At 33.5% G+C, this 20,679-nt stretch carries 10 protein-coding genes; 5 read left to right on the forward strand and 5 right to left on the reverse strand.

Annotation, left to right across the window (positions count from 1 at the left end; all coding sequences use genetic code 11):
- Positions 1-5: 5 nt before the first annotated feature.
- The 5 genes from U0D62_RS21360 to U0D62_RS21380 all read left to right on the forward strand — a co-directional run bounded on the left by U0D62_RS21360 (position 6) and on the right by U0D62_RS21380 (position 9,447).
- Positions 6-1,619 (forward strand): RagB/SusD family nutrient uptake outer membrane protein, encoded by a 1,614-nt coding sequence (locus U0D62_RS21360; RefSeq protein WP_322289389.1) that lies wholly within the window; start codon positions 6-8, stop codon positions 1,617-1,619.
- 34 nt (positions 1,620-1,653) lie between these two features.
- Positions 1,654-2,880 carry a SusF/SusE family carbohydrate-binding protein gene (locus tag U0D62_RS21365; RefSeq protein ID WP_322289390.1) on the forward strand — a complete coding sequence of 409 codons (1,227 nt, stop codon included), beginning with the start codon at positions 1,654-1,656 and terminating at the stop codon, positions 2,878-2,880.
- Between the two features lie 70 nt (positions 2,881-2,950).
- The gene (locus tag U0D62_RS21370) at positions 2,951-5,722 is read left to right on the forward strand and encodes an alpha-amylase family glycosyl hydrolase (RefSeq protein ID WP_322289391.1); all 2,772 of its coding nucleotides are present in this window, start codon (positions 2,951-2,953) and stop codon (positions 5,720-5,722) included.
- A gap of 223 nt (positions 5,723-5,945) precedes the next feature.
- Entirely contained in the window at positions 5,946-8,150 is a 2,205-nt protein-coding gene (locus U0D62_RS21375) for a peptidase domain-containing ABC transporter (RefSeq protein WP_322289392.1), read from the forward strand.
- Position 8,151: 1 nt separating this feature from the next.
- Positions 8,152-9,447: an HlyD family secretion protein gene (locus U0D62_RS21380; protein ID WP_322289393.1), complete on the forward strand. Its 1,296-nt coding sequence runs from the start codon at positions 8,152-8,154 to the stop codon at positions 9,445-9,447.
- An 11-nt stretch (positions 9,448-9,458) separates the two neighbouring features.
- On the opposite strand, the gene U0D62_RS21385 is transcribed toward U0D62_RS21380, so the two are convergent.
- From U0D62_RS21385 to U0D62_RS21405, 5 genes are all read right to left on the reverse strand, one after another.
- Positions 9,459-11,363: an ATP-binding protein gene (locus tag U0D62_RS21385; RefSeq protein ID WP_322289394.1), complete on the reverse strand. Its 1,905-nt coding sequence runs from the start codon at positions 11,361-11,363 to the stop codon at positions 9,459-9,461.
- A gap of 281 nt (positions 11,364-11,644) precedes the next feature.
- Positions 11,645-13,519, reverse strand: a complete 1,875-nt coding sequence (locus tag U0D62_RS21390) for a DUF885 domain-containing protein (RefSeq protein ID WP_322289395.1) — start codon at positions 13,517-13,519, stop codon at positions 11,645-11,647.
- Between the two features lie 28 nt (positions 13,520-13,547).
- Entirely contained in the window at positions 13,548-15,452 is a 1,905-nt protein-coding gene (locus U0D62_RS21395) for a CocE/NonD family hydrolase (RefSeq protein WP_322289396.1), read from the reverse strand.
- A gap of 560 nt (positions 15,453-16,012) precedes the next feature.
- Positions 16,013-17,929: a CocE/NonD family hydrolase gene (locus U0D62_RS21400; RefSeq protein WP_322289397.1), complete on the reverse strand. Its 1,917-nt coding sequence runs from the start codon at positions 17,927-17,929 to the stop codon at positions 16,013-16,015.
- A gap of 307 nt (positions 17,930-18,236) precedes the next feature.
- A complete protein-coding gene (locus U0D62_RS21405; protein WP_322289398.1) occupies positions 18,237-20,603 on the reverse strand; it encodes a spondin domain-containing protein in 2,367 nt (788 codons plus the stop codon).
- Between the last annotated feature and the right edge of the window lie 76 nt (positions 20,604-20,679).

Consider the following 20,679-nt stretch of genomic DNA (forward strand, 5'->3'; position numbering starts at 1 on the left):
TGAAAATGAATATAAAAACTAATTATTACAAGTATTTACTATTGATGGTTATAACTATCACATTAAATGCTTGTACAAGCGATTTAGATCAGGATCCCAGAGATGACAGTGTTTTTATCGATGAGGAATTCTACTCAGACCCTGCATCTTATGAACAAGCAATAGCAGGAGTATATGGTAATTTATCATTAACTGGTTTAACTGGACCAACATCTTCAAATATTGGAGGTCTGGATGCTGGTACTAGTCAATATGGTCGTGGTATTATGAATATGCAAATATTCACTACAGATGAGATTGTATGGACTTATATTAATGATGAAAGTGGTTTTATAGATGATCTACAAACCTCTACCTGGACAGGTGCTAATACCATTATTCGTGGTTTCTTTAGTAGAGCTATGTTTTCTGTGGCACTTTCTAACGAATTTTTACGTCAAACTACAGATGCTAAATTAGATTCAAGAGGTGTTACCGGCGAATTAAGAACCGAAATAGCATCTTATCGTGCAGAAGCAAGGCTATTAAGAGCTTTGGCTTATTATCATTTAATGGATTCTTACGGAAGAGCTCCTTTTTATACAGAAAATGATCCTGTAGGTAACTTACAAGGTCCTGAATTTAATCGTTCTGAGCTTTTTGAATTTATTGAATCAGAATTAACAGCTATTGAATCAGAACTTGCCGATCCAAGACAAAATGAATATGGAAGAGCTGATAAAGGAGTAGCTTGGGCTATTCTTGCTAAAATGTATTTGAATGCTCAAGTATATATTGACCAAGATAGATATAGTGATTGTATAACGTATTGCGAAAGAATAATCAATGGAGGATATACGTTGGCTAATAACTACAAAGATCTTTTCAGAGGTGATAATGATATCAATCAAGCAGCTAATGAGATTATCTTTCCACTCGTTGCAGATGGACAGTTTGTTCAGAATTTTGGACCTACTACTGTAATGACAAATGGCGCTGTAGGTAGTATCGAGCAAAATGGAGCAAACCTTGGCGTATCTGCCGGAGGTTGGGGAGGTGCCATCAGAATCGCCCCTCAGTTTTCAGAAAAATTTGACGGTACTGATTTTGATAATGATGATAGAAATACCATTATTAAGGAAGAGAGAACTCCTGAAATCACAAATATTACTGATCCTGGAACTGGTTTTGTTTTAGAAAAATTTACTAATGTAACTACAACAGGAGAAACAGGTACAGATCCTAACAACACATTCTCTGATGTGGATTTTCCGTTATTCAGATTAGCAGATATTTACTTAATGTATGCAGAGGCTAGTTTAAGAGGTGGCGGAGGTAATGCAGGAACAGCTTTGGGCTATATCAACGATCTTAGAAATAGATCAAACGCTGCAACAATCACTTCTGGAGATCTTACACTAGATTTTATTATTGACGAAAGAGCAAGAGAACTTTACTGGGAAGGTCACAGAAGACAAGACCTTATTCGTTTTGGATTATTTTCAGGTGGTGCCTATAACTGGGCTTTAAAAGGAAATTCTCAAAACGGTATTTCTATTCCTGGATTCAGAGATTTATTTCCAGTACCTGATGCGGCAAGAGCTGCAAATCCAAACCTGGGTCAAAACCCTGGCTACTAATAACTAAACTCAAAATTTTAAAAATAAAAGCAAAATGAAAAAAGTATCAATAATCATAATAGCATTAGTAACCTTAATTGGTTTTAATGCTTGTACTGACGATGACGCATTAATATTTACTGCGCAAGACCCTGTTGAAGCTATTACATTTATAAATTCTGTATCACCAGAATATGTCTTAACTACTGAGACCCTGGACAATACAGCAGAGAGATTTGTATGGGAATCTCCTGATTTTGGAGTTGACACTGCTATCACTTATGAAATACAAGGTTCTGGAGAATCTACTTTTGCTAATTTTAGATCTTTAGGAACCACTTCTTCTAATGATATTGCAATAACTGTAAGACAAATGTTTGACTTAGCCGGAGACGCGGGGTTAGACAACGACCCTGAAACCTCGCAAACAAATGCCGATGGTACTCCTGTACTTGATGGAGAAGGAAATCCTGTTCCTAATAACTTAGGCGAAATCTTTTTTAGATTAGTTGCTTCTGTTGGAACTACTGATGGAGGACCTTCTACAACTTCAGATGTATTGCCTGTTACTGTATCTTTACCAGAACCAACTGGTGAAGAGCCAATTGTTTTGTTAAGAGAGTTATTCTTTGTTGGTAATGCTACTGCAGCCGATTGGAATAACAACAACAACAACAATCCAATGGTGAGAGATCCTCAAAATGAAAACGTATATAGTTTTAGAGGAAGAATTAATGGTGATGGCGGAGGATTAGCCTTTAAATTATTAGAGATCAAAGGTCAGTGGCAACCACAATGGGGGCCTGATGGAAGCGGTGGAATTACAAATGATGAACTTAACGGTGGAGATCCTGATGCATTTACCGTAGCAGCTGATGGGTACTATGACTTTACTGTAGATGTAGAAAATCTTACCTTTAGCATTGCTCCTTATGACGAGAGTGCCTCAGTAACTTATCCTACAATAGGTGTTATCGGTAATGCTACCAATAATGAAGATGCGGATAATGATGGAACTCCTGATGGATGGCAAAGTGATATGGATCTTACTCAATCCGCTTTTGATCCTCATATATGGTATATTAACGGTATTACTCTAGAAGAAGGAGAACTTAAGTTTAGAGCGCAAGACGATTGGGCTGTAAACTGGGGTAATAATACAGAATTAACTGGATTTGGTACTATGGGAGGTCCAAACATTCCTGTAACCAGAGCTGGAACATATGACATCTGGTTTAATGATCTTGATGGAGGTTATGTTCTTATACCTATAGTTGAATAATATATTCCTAAAAACCAAAAAGGCTGTTGTTTAACAGCCTTTTTGTGTTCTTACCAAACACAAACAAGTCATGAAAAGAATTACCTTTATATTACTAACACTTTGTGGTTTTTTTGCCGCAACTGCACAGACCTTTACCGTTACTCCTTCTGAATTTAATGAGGATGATGAGATTACCATCACACTTTCTAATTTTAACCCAAATACAGAATGGGGAGTAGCCGATGTATATTTATGGGCCTGGTATTTTGATTTGAACGATACCGCTGCTGGAGATTCTCCTACAAACGGGCAATGGACAAACTCTGATGAATCACAAAGATTCACTAATAACGGAGATGGAACTTATTCTTTTACACTTACTCCAACCACTTTTTACGGGGCAACAGGTATCGGGCGCATTGGATTTCTGGCAAAAGCTGATAATGGTAATGATGGTCAAACCGGAGATAACCTTGTCGAGGTTGGTCTATTTCAGATCTCATTAACATCTCCTACCAATACGGTCAATGTTGTAGATAGTGGTAACTCTTTATCAATTGCTGCTACATCAACTGTAAATGCTGATTTTGAATTATTTGCCAATGGTTCATCCATCGATACTCAAAACGCTACAACTGGTTATAACTTTAATTACAATGTTACAGCTGATGCTACCCTTGAATTAGTAGCTACAGAAACCGGTACTACAAATTCTTTGTCAGAAACCTTTTCGGTAATTGTTTCGCCTAACGTTACAGAAGCAGCCGTACCCAATGGTATGGTCGATGGATTAAACCTGGATGCTTCAGATCCAACGACTGCTACCTTAGTATTATATGCTCCTGGAAAGAATTTTGTACATCTAAAAGGTAATTTTCTTGGTAATGACTGGACAAGAGATAATACCTATTTATTAAATAAAGATAGTGCGCAAGATCGTTTTTGGATCACTTTAAACAATCTTCCAAACAATACAGATATTTTATATCAATATTTGGTAGATGGCACAATTTCTATAGCTGACCCCTACTCCACTTTAATATTATCAGAATCCAATGACACTTTTATTGATAATACCACTTTTCCTAATCTGCCAAGCTACCCTACAGGAAAAACCAATCACGCAGTAAGTTGGTTTAAAACAGGAGAAACTCCGTATGTATGGCAAACAACAAACTTTCAACGCCCAGAAGTTACCGATCTTGTGATTTATGAGCTTTTAATACGTGATTTTGATGCGTTACATTCTTATGATGCTGTAAAAGCACGATTGGACTATTTACAGGATTTAGGTGTTAATGCTATTGAACTTTTGCCCGTATCAGAATTTGATGGTAATATAAGTTGGGGATATAATCCTTCCTTTCATATGGCATTGGATAAATATTACGGAACTCCTACTGCATTCAAACAATTTGTAGACGAATGCCACGCCAGAGGAATCGCGGTAATTCTAGATGTGGTATATAATCATGCTACAGGTCAAAACCCATACTATAGAATGTGGAATGATTGTGATGGATGTTATACGGGAAAAGTAACTGCAGAAAATCCAATATTTAATATTGATGATCCTAATACCAGTTTTTCATTTTTTAATGATATAGATCACGAATCAACTGCGACTGAAGCTTATATCGACAGATTAAATGAATACTGGTTAACAGAATACAATATCGATGGTTTTAGGTTTGATTTTACCAAAGGTTTTACCAATACTGTTGGAGATGGTGGTTCTTTTGATCAAAGTCGTATCGATATTTTAACTCGTATGAACACAGCTATAAAAGCTGTAGACGCTAATGCATATGTGATTTTAGAACACTTTGCTCCCAATACTGAAGAAACACAACTTATTAATGAAGGTATGCTAGTTTGGGGGAACGTTAATTTTAACTATAACCAAGCTACAATGGGGTTCAACAATTCAGATTTTGGAGGTGGAGTTTCGTATTTATCAAGAGGATGGACAACTCCATCTGTGGTGGCTTACATGGAAAGTCACGATGAAGAACGATTGATGTATAAAAACCTGCAATTTGGTAATTCTTTAGGAGCCTATAATATTCAGGAGTTATCTACTGCTCTGGATAGAGTCGAAATGGCTGGCGCTTTTTATTTTACAGTTCCAGGCCCTAAAATGATTTGGCAATTTGGAGAACTGGGATATGATTTTAGTATTAATACCTGTGAAGATGAAACAACCATTGACGAAAATTGCAGAACAAGTCCTAAGCCTCTTCGTTGGAACTATATCAATGAACAAGATAGAAAAGATGTATATGATTTATATGCAAAATTGATCGACCTTAAACTCAATGAGAAAATATTCAGAACCAGTGACTTCACCCTAGAAACTTCGGTTGATACAAGAAAATCAATTCATCTTACCGATAACTCTGCAACTGGCAACGAGATCAGATACATAACAATTATTGGTAACTTCAGAACATCTACTTTAACTATTGATCCTGCATTTCAGGAAACAGGTACCTGGTATGATTTACTTAGTGATTCAGGAGCTTCAATAAATGTTACTGATGTAAATGCTCCTATTTCTCTTGAACCTGGCGAATTTAAAATCTATGCCAATGAACAAAGAAGTTTAGGAATTGACGATGTGATTAAAGGAAATAGTTTTGTAGCATATCCTAATCCGGCTACCACTGATTTTAGTATTGAAGAAGCTGTACAAAAAGTTACTATTTTTAATTTATCAGGAGCTATTGTAAAAAAGTTTGATGGTAATTTTCAAGCTGGAGAAAGATTTCAAATAGGAGAGCTTGCCAGAGGATTATATCTTATCGAAATTGAAAATGAAAAAGGAGGAATTTCCCGGACAAAACTTATAAAAGGGTAAACCTAATTTTTACTACTAAATCTAAAAAAGGTGTTTTTTTGAAAAAAACACCTTTTTTATGGGTAATAAATACGTCATTCTGGAACTCTATAGTATCTATGATAGATGATCTAATCAGATATTGTAGTATAATCGAAAAGAATTACTTTACTTTGTAGAAGATCTTCTTCTTATAAAGAAGATTATTTTTTACACAAAAACATCTTAAATTCATAAATACTTAATGCCTAAATTCCCTTTTTACAAACAAGCTGAATCCAAGGATTGCGGACCTACTTGTATAAAGATCATCGCAAAACATTACGGAAAAGTATTAAATACACAAAGCCTTAGAACTCTAAGTGAAACTACACGTGAAGGAAGTTCTTTATTAGGTTTGAGCGATGCCGTAGAGCAGATTGGTTTTAGGTCATTAGGCGTAAAATTATCACTAGAAAAACTTACTGAAGTACCACTACCTTGTATAGTACACTGGAATAAAGTTCACTATGTAGTTGTATATAAAGTTAAAACTACAAGAAAAGGAGACATGACTATTTATGTCTCTGATCCTGCACACGGCTTGATTACTTATACTAAAGAAGAGTTTATTAAAGCCTGGATCGGAAACAATGCAGATGAAACAACAGAAGAAGGAGTCGCATTGTTAGTAGAACCTACTCCAAAATTTTATAGTGATAATCTGGACGAAGAAGAAGAGAAATTTGGTTTTAAATTTATATCCAAATATGTCTTTAAGTATAAGAAGTTTATTTTTCAGCTTATTCTTGGTCTTTCTGCAGGAAGTTTGCTACAATTAATTACTCCGTTTCTTACGCAGAGTATTGTAGATGTAGGAATCGAAAATGAAGATATTGATTTTGTTTACCTCGTACTGATAGCTATGCTTTCACTATTTATTGGACGAACTTTAATCGATGTCTTAAGAAGTTGGATTCTTTTACATCTAAGTACCAGGATTAATATTTCGCTGATCTCTGACTTTTTTATCAAGTTAATGAACCTTCCTATCTCCTACTTTGATGTAAAAATGACAGGAGATTTGTTACAAAGAATTAATGACCATAAACGTATTGAGCAGATACTTACCATGTCTTCGCTTAATGTCTTATTTTCTATGGTTAACCTTTTGGTTTTTAGCTTTGTTCTTATTTATTATAGCCTTTCGATTTTTACTATTTTTGCCATAGGAAGTGTCATCTACTTTGTTTGGATTCTTATTTTCTTCAAAAAACGTAAAAAACTTGATTATAAACGTTTTTCTCAAATCAGTGAAGAACAGAGTAAAGTTATAGAGCTGGTTAACGGTATGCAGGAAATAAAACTGCACAATGCTGAAAAAAGAAAGCGTTGGAACTGGGAGTTTGTTCAAGCAAAATTATTTAAAATCTCTATAGAAAACTTAGCACTAGAACAATATCAAAGTGTAGGTTCTTCTTTTATCAACGAGTTAAAAAATATTTTGATTACTGTATTCTCAGCCAAGTTGGTTATTGATGGAGAGATCACATTGGGTATGATGCTTGCTATTACTGCTATTGTTGGGCAGTTAAATGCTCCAATTACTCAATTAATCAATTTCTTAAGAGAATTACAAGATGCTCAAATCTCGTTGGAACGTTTAGGAGAAATTCATAATAAAGAAGACGAAGAGCAGCCTGGTGATGAAAAATTAAGAGATGTCCCAAAAAACTCAGGCTTTGAGATTAAAGATTTAATTTTTAGATATGTTGGTTCAGACAAACCAGTTTTAGAAAATCTAAACCTAACAATTCCTGCAAACAAAATCACAGCAGTTGTAGGTGTCAGCGGAAGTGGTAAAACCACTTTGATGAAACTATTACTTAAGTTCTATGAACCAGATCAAGGTCAAATATTTATTGGTAATCATGATTTGCAAAACGTTTCTCAAAAATCATGGAGAGATCAATTTGGGGTTGTTATGCAGGAGGGATATGTATTTAATGATACCATAGCGAATAATATTGCGGTTGGTGAAGACTATGTAGATAAAAAGAAATTAGCTCACGCCGTTGATGTAGCTAACATTAAAGAGTTTATAGAGTCCTTACCTCTTTCTTATAATACAAAAATAGGTATGGAGGGAGTAGGTTTAAGTACAGGTCAAAAACAACGCTTGTTTATTGCACGTGCTGTTTATAAAAACCCTAAGTTTTTGTTTTTTGATGAAGCTACTTCTGCTCTGGATGCTAACAATGAAAAAGTGATCATGGAAAAGTTAGATACCTTTTTCAAAGATAAAACCGTTATGGTAATAGCGCATCGTCTAAGTACTGTAAAAAATGCACATCAAATCGTTGTACTAGATAAAGGAGAGATTGTAGAAGTAGGTAATCATCAAGAATTAATCAAAGAGAAAGGAAATTATTTCAATTTGGTTAAGAATCAATTAGAACTCGGAAAATAAAATGCCAGACAATAATATAGACGACATACAATTAAGAAGTGAAGAGGTACAAGAAATTCTAACACGTGTACCTCATTGGATGATACGTTGGGGAAACCTTTTGATTTTGGTTTTAGTGATTTTACTATTATTTCTTTCCTGGTTAATCAAATATCCAGATACCATACCAGCCGAAGCAATTGTAACCACTAAAACACCATTACAAAAAGAGATTGCAAACTTAGGAGGAAAAATCCAGGCTATGCTTGTAAAAGAGGGAGATACCGTTCCTGAAGGAACTCCTCTTGCCATTTTAAGAAATACCGCAAATTATCAAGATGTTTTTATACTTAAATCTATTATTGATACGGTATCTATTAATAATAAATTAGTTTATTTCCCTTTTGAAAAAATTCCAATGCTGGCACTCGGTGATATACAGGCTGATTATGCTGCTTTTGAAAATAATTATATAGGATATAGCCTGAATAAGGAGTTTAAACCTTTTACTGATGAAAATATAGCAAATCAAATTGCTCTATCCACACTATATCGTAGACGAGAAGGAATTCTGAGTCGAAAAAAAATAGGAAAGAGGGAGCTTAATTATAAGAAAAAAGAGTTTGAAAGACAGGAAGATTTATATCAAAGAGGAGTAATCTCACAACAAGATTATGAAAATAAAAGAGTCGAATACTTACAGTTTGAAAATAATTACAAAAACTATGATTCAGAACTTTCTCAGATAACTGCAAATATTGGTAACGCTCAAAAAACATCAAAGGGTACTGAATTTAATCAGCAAAGAGAAGAGATCACTCTTAGAAATAAAGTAATACAATCCTTCGATCAACTTAAAAAGAGTATTAAAGATTGGGAGTTACGATATTTATTACAATCAGATATAGAAGGACGAGTTTCTCTTACTAATTATCGTTATGAAAACGAAAATGTCGCTCAAGGAGATATTGTTTTTGTTGTAATACCTATTGCAGAATCTTCTTATGTTGCTAAGATCAAAGCACCTTCTCAAAATTCAGGTAAAATAAAAGTAGGACAAAAAGTCAACATCAAATTAGAGAATTTTCCAGATAAAGAATTTGGTATGCTTCAAGGAACTGTAGGTTACATTTCATTATTACCAGATAAAGATGGAATGTATATGATTGATGTAGAGTTACCTAAAAAACTTATGACTTCTTATAATCAAGAAATTCCTTTTAAACAAGAGATGAGAGGAGTTGTAGAAATTATTACCGAAGATCTTAGGCTAATTGAACGCTTTTTCTATCAATTCAGGACTTTAATGGATAAATAAATGTTATAGTTTTAAGCTACTACCTTTGGTAATACGACTCTAAATATACTACCCTCACCAGGTCGGCTTTTTACATCAATTTTACCTTGATTTAACTCAATAAGTTCTTTGCATATCTTGAGCCCTAACCCAGTACCTGTTTCATTTTGAGTACCACTAGTTGTAAATATTTCTTCTGTAAATAATTTATCAATATGATTAGGATCAATTCCAACCCCAGTGTCTTTAAACGAAATCTCATAACAGTTGCCTTTCTCCTCAGACACTAACGCTATAGAATCTCCTGGTTCACAAAATTTGATAGCATTGGCAATAAGGTTTTGCGCTACAATCCCGAACATATCTTTATCAGCATAGATAACAGTAGAGTTGAGATCATTAATCAGCTTAATATCCTTTTGTTGTGCTTTTTGTTCAAAGAAATTAAATTTATCACATATTACTTCTGTAATATCAAAGGAGGTTGGCTTAGCATTAAGTTCTTTTAATTGTGATTTGGACCAGTTAAGCAAGTTATTAAGCATTATAGAAGTTTGATGGGTTCTATTTGCTAATAATGGAATAATCTCTTCAAATTCTTCCATAGAAATTTCATTATCATTTATAAGATTCAAGCTTCCTTCTAATCCGTGAATTTCATTCTTAAGATCATGGGATATTATGGAAAAGAGTTTATTTTTAATCTCATTAGATTCGTTTAACTCATTAATATACCTCTTACGTTCTTTTCTTGCTCTAATAATGAGTATTAAAAAAAATGAAATTCCTAAAAGAACACCTAAAATAACATATGCAAACACTCTATATTTAAATAGTTCTGCATTGGTTTGTTGTTCTCTCTTTTCTTTTTCATCAATAAGTTTTATTTGCTCTAATTCTGCCTTATATCTTGCTTCTGTGTCTTCTATTTTTTTGGCACTTATCTCAGCAACACGTTGATCTGATAGTTCTTGATATTTCTTCTGCCAGATCAAAGCTTGTTTATAATTACCTTTTAAAGAATCTAATTTTAAAGAAAATTTATAGTTCTTAAGTAATAAAGAAGTCATTTCTAGTTCAGAAAGTTCTTTACGGGTATAGGTTAAAAATTCTTCGGCTTTATTATAGTCTTTATTATATATTGCAATCAAACCCATTTGCTGTTTAGCATTAAGTAGAAGAGCTTGCCAATTAGTTTTCTTCCCTTCTACTAAGGTAGAATCATAATACTTTTTAGCTTTATTAAAATCTTTATTAAACAAAGCTACCTTTGCTAAAATACTATAGGATTGAGCTATACTTCTTACTTCTTTACTTTCTTTTCCAATTTTTAAGGATTCTAACAATAAAACTTTAGCACTATCTGGTTTCTTATTATCTATATATAGAAGTGCTAGATTATTCATAATACTAATATGACTGATTTTCTTTTCCTTTCTTAGAGTAATTGATTTCTTATAATATTTTTTAGCATCTTCAAAATTTCCAAGACCTGCATAAGAATTACCCATATTGTTATAAACATTGGACAACGCAACACTATCTATATTCTTTTCATAATAACCACTAGCTTCAATAAGGTAATCTATACTTTTAGCATATTTACCTTTTTCATATTCGATTCTGGATTTACTGATATTAATGGCGGCTACCCCAGCCATATAACCCGCTTTTTTATAATATCCTATGGCTTGCTCATAATTTAATAATGCCATGGCCCTTTGATTCATCTCATTATATGCATTGCCTTTTTGCATATATGCCTCTCCCATACCTTTAAGGTATTTTATGTTTTCTGAAATTTCTATAAGTTCATCAGCATATTTTAGAGCATTATCATAATCCTTTTCTACTATTAAATCCTCAACATATATTATTGCCTTTTGAAAAACAGATGAATCTGATAGCTTTGTAATCTTTAATAAGGTTTTATCCATTGAAGTATGTTGAGCTACACTTAATGTACTCTTCAAAAGGAATAAAACACTTATTAAACAAAGAAATCTCATAGTGTAATTTGAATTAAAAAATAGCTTAAAAACCAAATTCATCCACAAAATACACAAATTTATCTAAATAAAACTATTTTGTAAGTATTTTCATACAATTTTATATAGTTTAACCATAAACTCCTTGTATAAAAAAAGCCTTTCATTTTACTGAAAGACTTATATACTTTTTATTATTTCTAAAAAAAACGTCTTAAACAATTATATGATTAAGAATGTTCTTTTTTCTTTTCATTAGTATTTTTCTTTTTTGAAACTACCCAATCGTTAACCAATACTTCTAAAACATTTAAAGGTACAGCTCCATTTGTTAAAACTACATCATGAAATTCTTTAATATCAAATAAATCCCCTAGTTGTTGTTTTGCAGATTTGCGCAATTCAAGAATTTTATTCATTCCTATTTTGTATGCAGTAGCCTGACTAGGCATTACAATATGTCTTTCTACCATTTTTATAGCATCGCTTTCAGCATTTGGAGTATTATCTGTATAATACTTAATTCCTTCTTCTCTAGTCCATTTCTTGGCATGAATACCTGTATCAACTACTAATCGACAAGCTCTCCACAACTCCATTGCTAATCTTCCAAAATCTGAATAAGGGTCATTATACAATCCTATTTCTTTTGGCAAAAATTCATTATAAAGTCCCCAACCTTCAACATATGCTGTATACCCTCCAAACTTTCTAAACTTAGGAATATCTTTTAATTCCTGAGCAATAGAGATTTGCATATGGTGACCAGGAATCCCTTCGTGATAGGCCAATGCTTCCATCTGATATTTTGGCATTGCTTCCATATCATATAGATTAGCATAATAGGTGCCAGGTCTTGCTCCATCAGGAGTCCCTCTTTGATAAAAAGCTTTACCAGCACTTTTTTCTCTAAATGGTTCTACCGCTTTTACAATAATATCGGCATTAGGTTTAGTGATAAATAATTCATCCATTCTAGACTTCATATTATCGATCAAAGCAACCGCTTCTTTTAAATAAGCAGCCTTTCCTTCTTCGGTATTATCATAATAAAACTGTTTATCTTCTTTCATGAATTTAAAGAAGTCTTGTAAAGTACCTTCATACTTTACTTGCTTCATAATATCACGCATTTCATTATGAATACGTTCTACTTCTCTTAAGCCCAATTCATGGATCTCCTCAGCAGTCATTTCTGTAGTAGTAGTTCTTTTTAATGCTACGTTATAAAACGCAGCTCCTTTAGGAAATTTCCAGGCACCATCATCAGTAGTTGCTCTTTGCTGCTGCTCTTCAAGTAATACTATAAGGTTTTCAAAAGCTGGTTTTACTCCCGCTAACAATGCTTTTTCAGCTTGAGTTATTAATGTCGTACTTTCTTCTTCAGAAAGTTTTAACCCAGAAATTTTTCCTTTAAAATCAGTTAACAAAGTGCTTTCTTCATTTGACTTATCAAAAGGACGACCTTTAATAATATTACGACTATCATCTAATACTTTTGTAAACACAAACTTTGGAGGAAGAATCCCATTTTTTTCTCGGATCTTCATATTATCCATAGCTTGGGAAAATAATTCATCCATTCCTTCTAAACGTGAGATGTAAGCTTCTGCATCCTTTTTATCAGCAATTCTATGCATATTAATCATAAAAGCAGGGATTTCTGCTTGTAATCCGTGCATTTGATTTACAGGATAATCATAGAAACGATATTGAAAATCTTCAATCTCATTCTCTAAATCCTGCTTCATCAGTTTATAACTAAGTTGCGTAGCTACATTTAATTTGGTGAAATCTACAGAATCTTTAAGATAAGCTAATCGTTCTTTTACACGTTCTAAGTCTTCAACTTCTTTCTTAGAAGACATGTCATCCCATTTTCCATAATCTTCGGTTTTAATTCCGAGATATGTCTGCATCATTGGTGATCTGGTAATTTCTTCTTGAAATTGTGTTTCGAACCAATCATTTAATTCTTTGGATTTTTCTTCTATTACTTCTGCAGATATCTCTGCAGTATTTTCTGATTCTTTAGCTCCTTTTTTACAACTAATAACCACTAAAAGTGAAAAAAATAGAACTAAGCTAATTTTTGCTTTATTCATGAGGTAATGGTTTTGTAGGTTAGTGTTTTTATTTTAAAACTGAAACTTCTATTGCCGAATCATGATAAACTCTATGCGTTTGCTTGGTAAAATCTGATTCTTTAGCTTTAAAAATATTTGGCACATACGTTTGTGGGTTTAGATCTATAAGTGGAAACCAAGTACTCTGAACCTGAATCTGAATTCTATGTCCTTTCTTAAAAGTATGATGTACATCTTGCAATTTGATATTTACATCTGTTTTTTGATTTGCCACAAAAGGTTCTGGCTTACTAAAATCATTTCTAAATCGTCCTCGCATTACTTCACTACGAACCATCATATGATAGTTAGCCATTTTTAAATATCCTTGAGTTTCTTCTGTATCTTCAGCATCATTTGGATATACATCAATTAGCTTTACTGCCCAATCTGCATCTGTACCTGTTGTCGAAACCTTAAGTTTTGCCAATACTTCTCCTGATAAAGTAACATCCTGATCCAACACTTGAGTTTCAAATACTAATACATCTGGACGTCTAGCTGCAAATCGCTGATCATCTGTCATGTATTTTCTTGGCGTAAATACCATTTTAATATCTTCAGAATAAGGAACTGGTTTTTTAGGATCACTAATAAATTCTGAAAACCCATTTCCAACATCTCCACCTAATTGGTCATTGGCAGTAAGGTAATATGTCTTTTTCTCAGTATTTTTAGGAGGCCAGCTATCATAAGAGTTCCACTCTTTTTTACCCGTATCAAAAATCTGTATTTCTGACAACCCAGTTTTTTCATCGGCATCACCTTTTAAGAAATGATTAAAGAACTTGGTTTCTACATTTTTTTGAAAATTAAGAGATAAATCATCTCCAAAATATACATTACCTACCGCTTGGCGTTTTTTGTTTCTTGCCCAATCTCCATGACTCCAAGGACCAAAAACCATAATATTATAGTTTTTGCTATTTTTTTCTATATTTTCATAGGTTTCAAATGGTCCATATAGATCTTCTGCATCAAACAATCCTCCTACAACCATAACTGCAGGTTTTATATCTTTAAGATGCTGAATAATTCCTCTTTTTTGCCAAAATTCATCATAATTAGGATGCTCTTTAAGTTGTGTCCAGAATACATTATCTTCTTTATAATATTGATCCAAGTTACTTAACGGACCGACATCCAGAAAGAATTGATATTGATCTTTACTAGCCAATTCTGGAAAGGTATACCAGCTTTCTTTAACTGGTTTAGTTTTTTCATAACCAAATACAGCTGTTGCTCTCCAATAACTTAATAAATATGCTCCATTATGATGAAAATCATCAAAAAAGAAGTCACCGATACAAGCTTGTGGAGATACTGCTTTTAAGGATGGATGAGCATCTAACAATGAATATGTGGCATAAAAACCAGGATATGATATACCCCAGATACCAACTTTTCCATTATTGTTAGCTACATTTTTAACCAACCAGTCAATAGTATCATAAGTATCACTAGCCTCGTCAAACTGAGTTCCTTCTTTATTAGGAATGTATGCCCTCATATTATCATAAACTCCTTCACTCATCCAACGGCCTCGAACATCCTGATAGACAATAATATTTTGTTCTTTCATTAAGAACTCATTAGGTCCGATCTTAGAACGAAATTGATCTTCTCCATAAGGTCTGGAGCTATATGGTGTACGTTGCATAAGAATAGGATATGTTTTACTCGTATCCTTTGGTGAATATATAGTGGTATGCAATTTTGTTCCATCTCGCATAACAATATCCACTTCTTGTTTTGTGTAATGTTTTTTTACGTCATAAGTATCGACATTATTTTCCTTGCTTTCTTTTTTAGCTTCTGTTTCTTTATGAGCAACTGTATCATTTTCTTTACAAGAGGAAAAAGAAATTGTTATAAAAAAGACTGCTAATAAAAGTATTCTGATTGATCTCATGGGTTTGAGTTTAGTTTATCGCTGAAGATAAAAAATGGTATTATAACCAACACGGTTTTAAGGAGGTTTTAACACACCCGAATACTCTTAGAAACTCTAAAAAAACAACAAATCACATCTACATTATTTTTCTGGTTGAGTTCTTAATTAGAATAAATACCTATAATAAATACTCATTTATATTACATTACCCCTCTCTCTTTTTTTAACAGGGCACATCTTAAAGACTATTAATCTCATCATTTTCAAATAAATACCTTTAAAACCCGAATCCCTTTTAATTATAGTATGGTTATCAACTACACTTGTATCAGATCGTATTTGATTTCAGGTTCATCACTTGATCTCCTTCAAATTCTATTACTTATCTCCCTCTGTTTCTATGTTATAAATTAAACGTAACATTTTGTCCTTCCTAAACAATTTCCTCTAATCCATTAGATACCATTGTATTTTCTACTTATATAAACCAAGTGGTTTCAGCTGTGTTAAGAATACGAATAAAAGTGAAAAAAAATATGGAAGTAATTCTTATTGTATTCGTATTTGTACTATCCTGTTCATTTAAGGTTATCCTTCTTTAATAAAGAAAACTGTATTTCAGAATCATAAAATATCTTGTGCTTATGTTTTTTAAAATCTTCATCTTTTGCCTTGAAAATATTAGGTACAAAAGTTTGAGGGTTCAAATCTATCAATGGAAACCAAGTACTTTGTACCTGAATCTGTAGCTTATGTCCCTTCTTAAAAGTGTGATGTATATCTTGTAACTTAATAGTAACATTCGTTTTTTGATTTGGTATAAAAGGTTCAGGTTTACTAAAATCATTTCTAAAACGACCACGCATTACTTCACTACGCACCATCAAATGGTAATTAGACATTTTAAGATACTTCTGAGTTTCTTCTGTATCTTCAGTTTCATTGGGATATACATCTATTATTTTTACTATCCAATCAGCATCTGTGCCTGTAGTTGCAACTTTTAATTTTGCTAGTATCTCACCTGTTAATGTTATATCTTCTGTCAATTCTGGAGTTTGATAAACCATTACATCTGGACGTCTGGCTGCAAATCGCTGATCATCTGTCATATACTTTCTTAACTTATATTCCATTTTTATATCTTCAGAATATGGAACTGGTTTTTTAGGGTTGCTTACGAACTCGGCATATCCATCTTGAGCACTATCTCCTAATGTTTCATTGCTTGTTAAGAAAAATGATTTTTTAACAGCATTATTTGGCGGCCATGCTTCATACGAGTTCCATTCTTTTTTACCCGTATCAAATATTCTGATTTCTGATAACCCCGTATTATTATCCCCATTATCTTTTAGAAAATGATTGAAAAACTTAGTTTCTACATCTTTTTGATATGTTATTGATAAATCATCTCCAAAATAAACATTCCCTATAGCTTGTCGTTTTTTAGTTCTATACCAATCTCCATGGCCCCAAGGTCCAAAAACCGCAATATTGTAATTATTACTACGTTCTTCTATATTTTTATATGCTTCTAAAGGTCCATAAAGATCTTCTGCATCAAACAAGCCTCCTACTGTCATTACTGCTGGTTTGATATTTTCTAAATGTTGTATAATTCCTCTCGACTTCCAGAAATCGTCATAATTAGGGTGTTCTGTTAATTGCTTCCAGAAAAAATTATCTTTAAAATACCCTCCCAAATTGTTTAATGAGCCCGCTTTTAAGAAAAAATCATATTGATCCTTACTCTTTAGTTTAGGGAATTCATACCAGGTTTCTTTAACTCTTCCTTCTTTTGGGTAACCGAAAACTGCAGTCCCTCTCCAATAACTCAAAATATATGCTCCATTATGATGAAAATCATCAAAAAAGAAATCACCAATTGGTGCTTGTGGTGATACTGCTTTTACTGATGGATGTACATCTAATAAGGCACATAGAGCATAAAACCCAGGATAAGAAATACCATATACCCCCACATTTCCATTAAAATTAGAAACATTTTTTACCAACCAATCTATACTATCGTAGGTATCACTGGATTCATCTATTTGCTTTCCTTTTTTATTAGGAATATAAGCTCTCATATTATCATATTCTCCTTCACTCATCCATCGACCTCGAACATCTTGATACACAAATATATTTCCTTCTTTCATTAAGAACTCATTAGGTCCGATCTTAGAACGAAATTGATCTTCTCCATAAGGTCTGGAACTATATGGTGTACGTTGCATAAGAATAGGATATGTTTTACTCGTATCCTTTGGTGAATATATAGTGGTATGCAATTTTATTCCATCTCGCATAACAATATCCACCTCTTGTTTTGTGTAATGTTTTTTTACGTCGTAGGCATTAACATTATTTTCCTTGCTTTCTTTTTTAGCTTCTGTTTCTTTATGAGCAACCGTATCATTTTCTTGACAGGAAGAAAAAGAGATTGTTATAAAAAAGACAGCTAATAAAAGTATTCTGATTGATCTCATGGATTTGAGTTTAGTTTATCACTGAAGATAAAAAATGGTATTATGACCAACACGGTTTTAGGTAGATATTAACAACCATATGCTAAAATGGTATGAATTTAAGACGTACAAATCTACGTCTACAGTATATTATAAAAAGAATCTATTTACATAAAATCAATAGAGGTTTTTTAATAAAAATACGCTCATTTATGTTCATCAAAAAAGCCTTTGACACGATGTCAAAGGCTTTTGTCCCTAATTGTAATAATTATAGTTTACCTATATCCCCTATAAATATAGATAACTTGGTTCTAGGGCAGGGTAATTATTGTGCTTGAATGTTAATTTCAATAATATTGTATCCACCTCTTGGATCTCCAGACCAGGTTACTCCTGGACCACTATTGATAACACCTTTTCCAAACTGAACATCTTCTAGAGCTGATACTCGTCTGATTGTTGTGTTTGCATCTGCTGGTCCTGTATTTACATCTGCTTGTCTTCTTACCTGATTTGGACCAAAACCTACTGGTTCATCATCTTCAGTACCTGCATCATATAAGTACGTTTTAGAACTTACATCTGTTCCAGAATATGGGCTACCATCTTCTAAGAATAATGGGAAACCTGCATTGTTATAACTTACAACCCAATCATTTGATTCTACTAACATAGTCCCGAATCCAAACTTATAGTTTTGTCCTTGTGGTACTTCTATAGTAAAGGTATAAGATCCTCCTGGGCCAATTGGTCCACTTTCTGCACTTAGTGCTACAGGAATTCCGAAATCTTTCATATAGTTATATGCTACCATTCTGTTACCATCTTCAGCAATTTCTTCTAAACCGTTAGGCGTTGAAATAGCTTCTCCTTGTGTAAACCATGGATCTCTATCAGTATTAAAAGCATAAATAAATGCTGGTGATAGTGGGGTCAGTGAGGAAGATAATCTTAATGGTGCTCCTTGAGATCCTGCTTCAGTAAACCAGTTATATAACTCACCTGGCATACCATCTTCTGCAATACGCTCTAGTCCTACTCCTCTATCTTCTTCTCCTATAGTAAATAATGGTTCTCCTTGAGCATGTAATACTGCGATACCTGGTGTAATTACAAATCCATTATTTGAACTTGCTGCCATTGATGGATCAGGAGTATTAATAGCAGTAATTGTTAAAGTAAAAGTACCTGCAGAATTACCATCTCCATTTGCATAATCTAATACTGCTGTCATATATATATCTCCTGTTCCTCTTCCTGGTACTAAACGTACTAATGGGTTAGAATCAGCTGGTCCAACATTTGTTCCTGCTGGCGGAAAAGTACTTGGATCTCCATCAGCTTCTGAACCTAAATCATATAAAGAAAGTTGACTTGCGATATCTACACCGTTAAGTGCTTGACCGTTCGGGAATAAATCAATCCCGTCAAGATCTGTTGGAGCTAAAAACCAGTCGTTACTATTACCCATCATGGTAACAGGTGTAAACTTGGTTCCAGGCACTGCTTGGAAAGAGATTTGATATTGCGCTCCATTTGTAGTCAACGGACCAGGAGATCCTGCTCCTACTGGAGTTGTAAACGTATGAACGTTTAAGTAATTAACAGCATTTTTAATTGTTACACTAAAAGTAGTTGTTGGACTTACAACATCATTTGATGCTCCTAAAGATGGGTTCACTTCTTCGCTCCAGTCAGCAGAAGTATCACCTTCTCCATCATACTCAATACTATAGCTATTTAATCTTACTGTAGGTACAAAATCACCAGCCGTCCAGATTCCTGCAGATACTGCTACATTTTCTCTAGCACTTCCTCCTGCACCCCATTGTACGAAATCCATTATTGCGTCAGGATTTGCAAATTGATTCATAGAATATAATCCTAATCCTCCTTCATCGTCTGGCATATCATAAGGTAATACTACTAATTCACCAGCTGCTAATTCAATATTTCCACTTTCCGGAGTAAGGTCTCCTATTTGCACGTATGTACCAGGTCCTAGACATAACCAGTAGGTACTAAGATCTATTGTTGCTTCTCCGTTATTGTATAATTCTACTAGGTTTCTGTTTCCGTATTGTACTTCATTAAATACTACAGAACGTACTTCTACAGGTACTGTTAATACATTTTCTTGTCCAAAAGTAACAGAAGTAGTTTCTGCCCAGTTTGCAGCCCCATTTCCTTCTCCATCAAATACAATACTATTATCTGTACTACTTACTGTAGGTACAAATTCTCCTGCTGCCCAGATTCCAGCAGCAACTGCTACATTTTCTCTAGCGCTACCACCCGATCCATATTGTACGAAATCAACAATAGCATCTGAATCACCAAAAGTATTTGTAGAATATAACCCTAATCCTCCATCGGTATCAGGTAAATCATAAGCTAATACTAAATATCCTCCTGAAGGAATTACAATGTTTCCACTTTCTGGAGTTAAATCTCCAATTCTTTGGTATGTTCCAGGTCCTAAACATAACCAATAATCATTAAGATCTGCTTCTTGATCTCCTTCGTTAAAAATTTCTATTAAATCAGTTCCCTGATATCTAACTTCATTTAAAACCACTTTGTTTTCTACTGCATCGGGTCCTCCATCTGGTGGAGTTACTACATCGTCATCGTCGCTACAGGCAACAAAGACAAATAATCCAAGAATTAAGTAAAATAATTTGTTTTTCATAATTAGTAAATTTTATTTGTTCATCAATTTTTCCACAAATTTAAACCCCGCAATTGCCTGAAAACGGTGACAAAAA

The organism is Aquimarina callyspongiae, assembly GCF_034322225.1.
Lineage (GTDB): Bacteria > Bacteroidota > Bacteroidia > Flavobacteriales > Flavobacteriaceae > Aquimarina.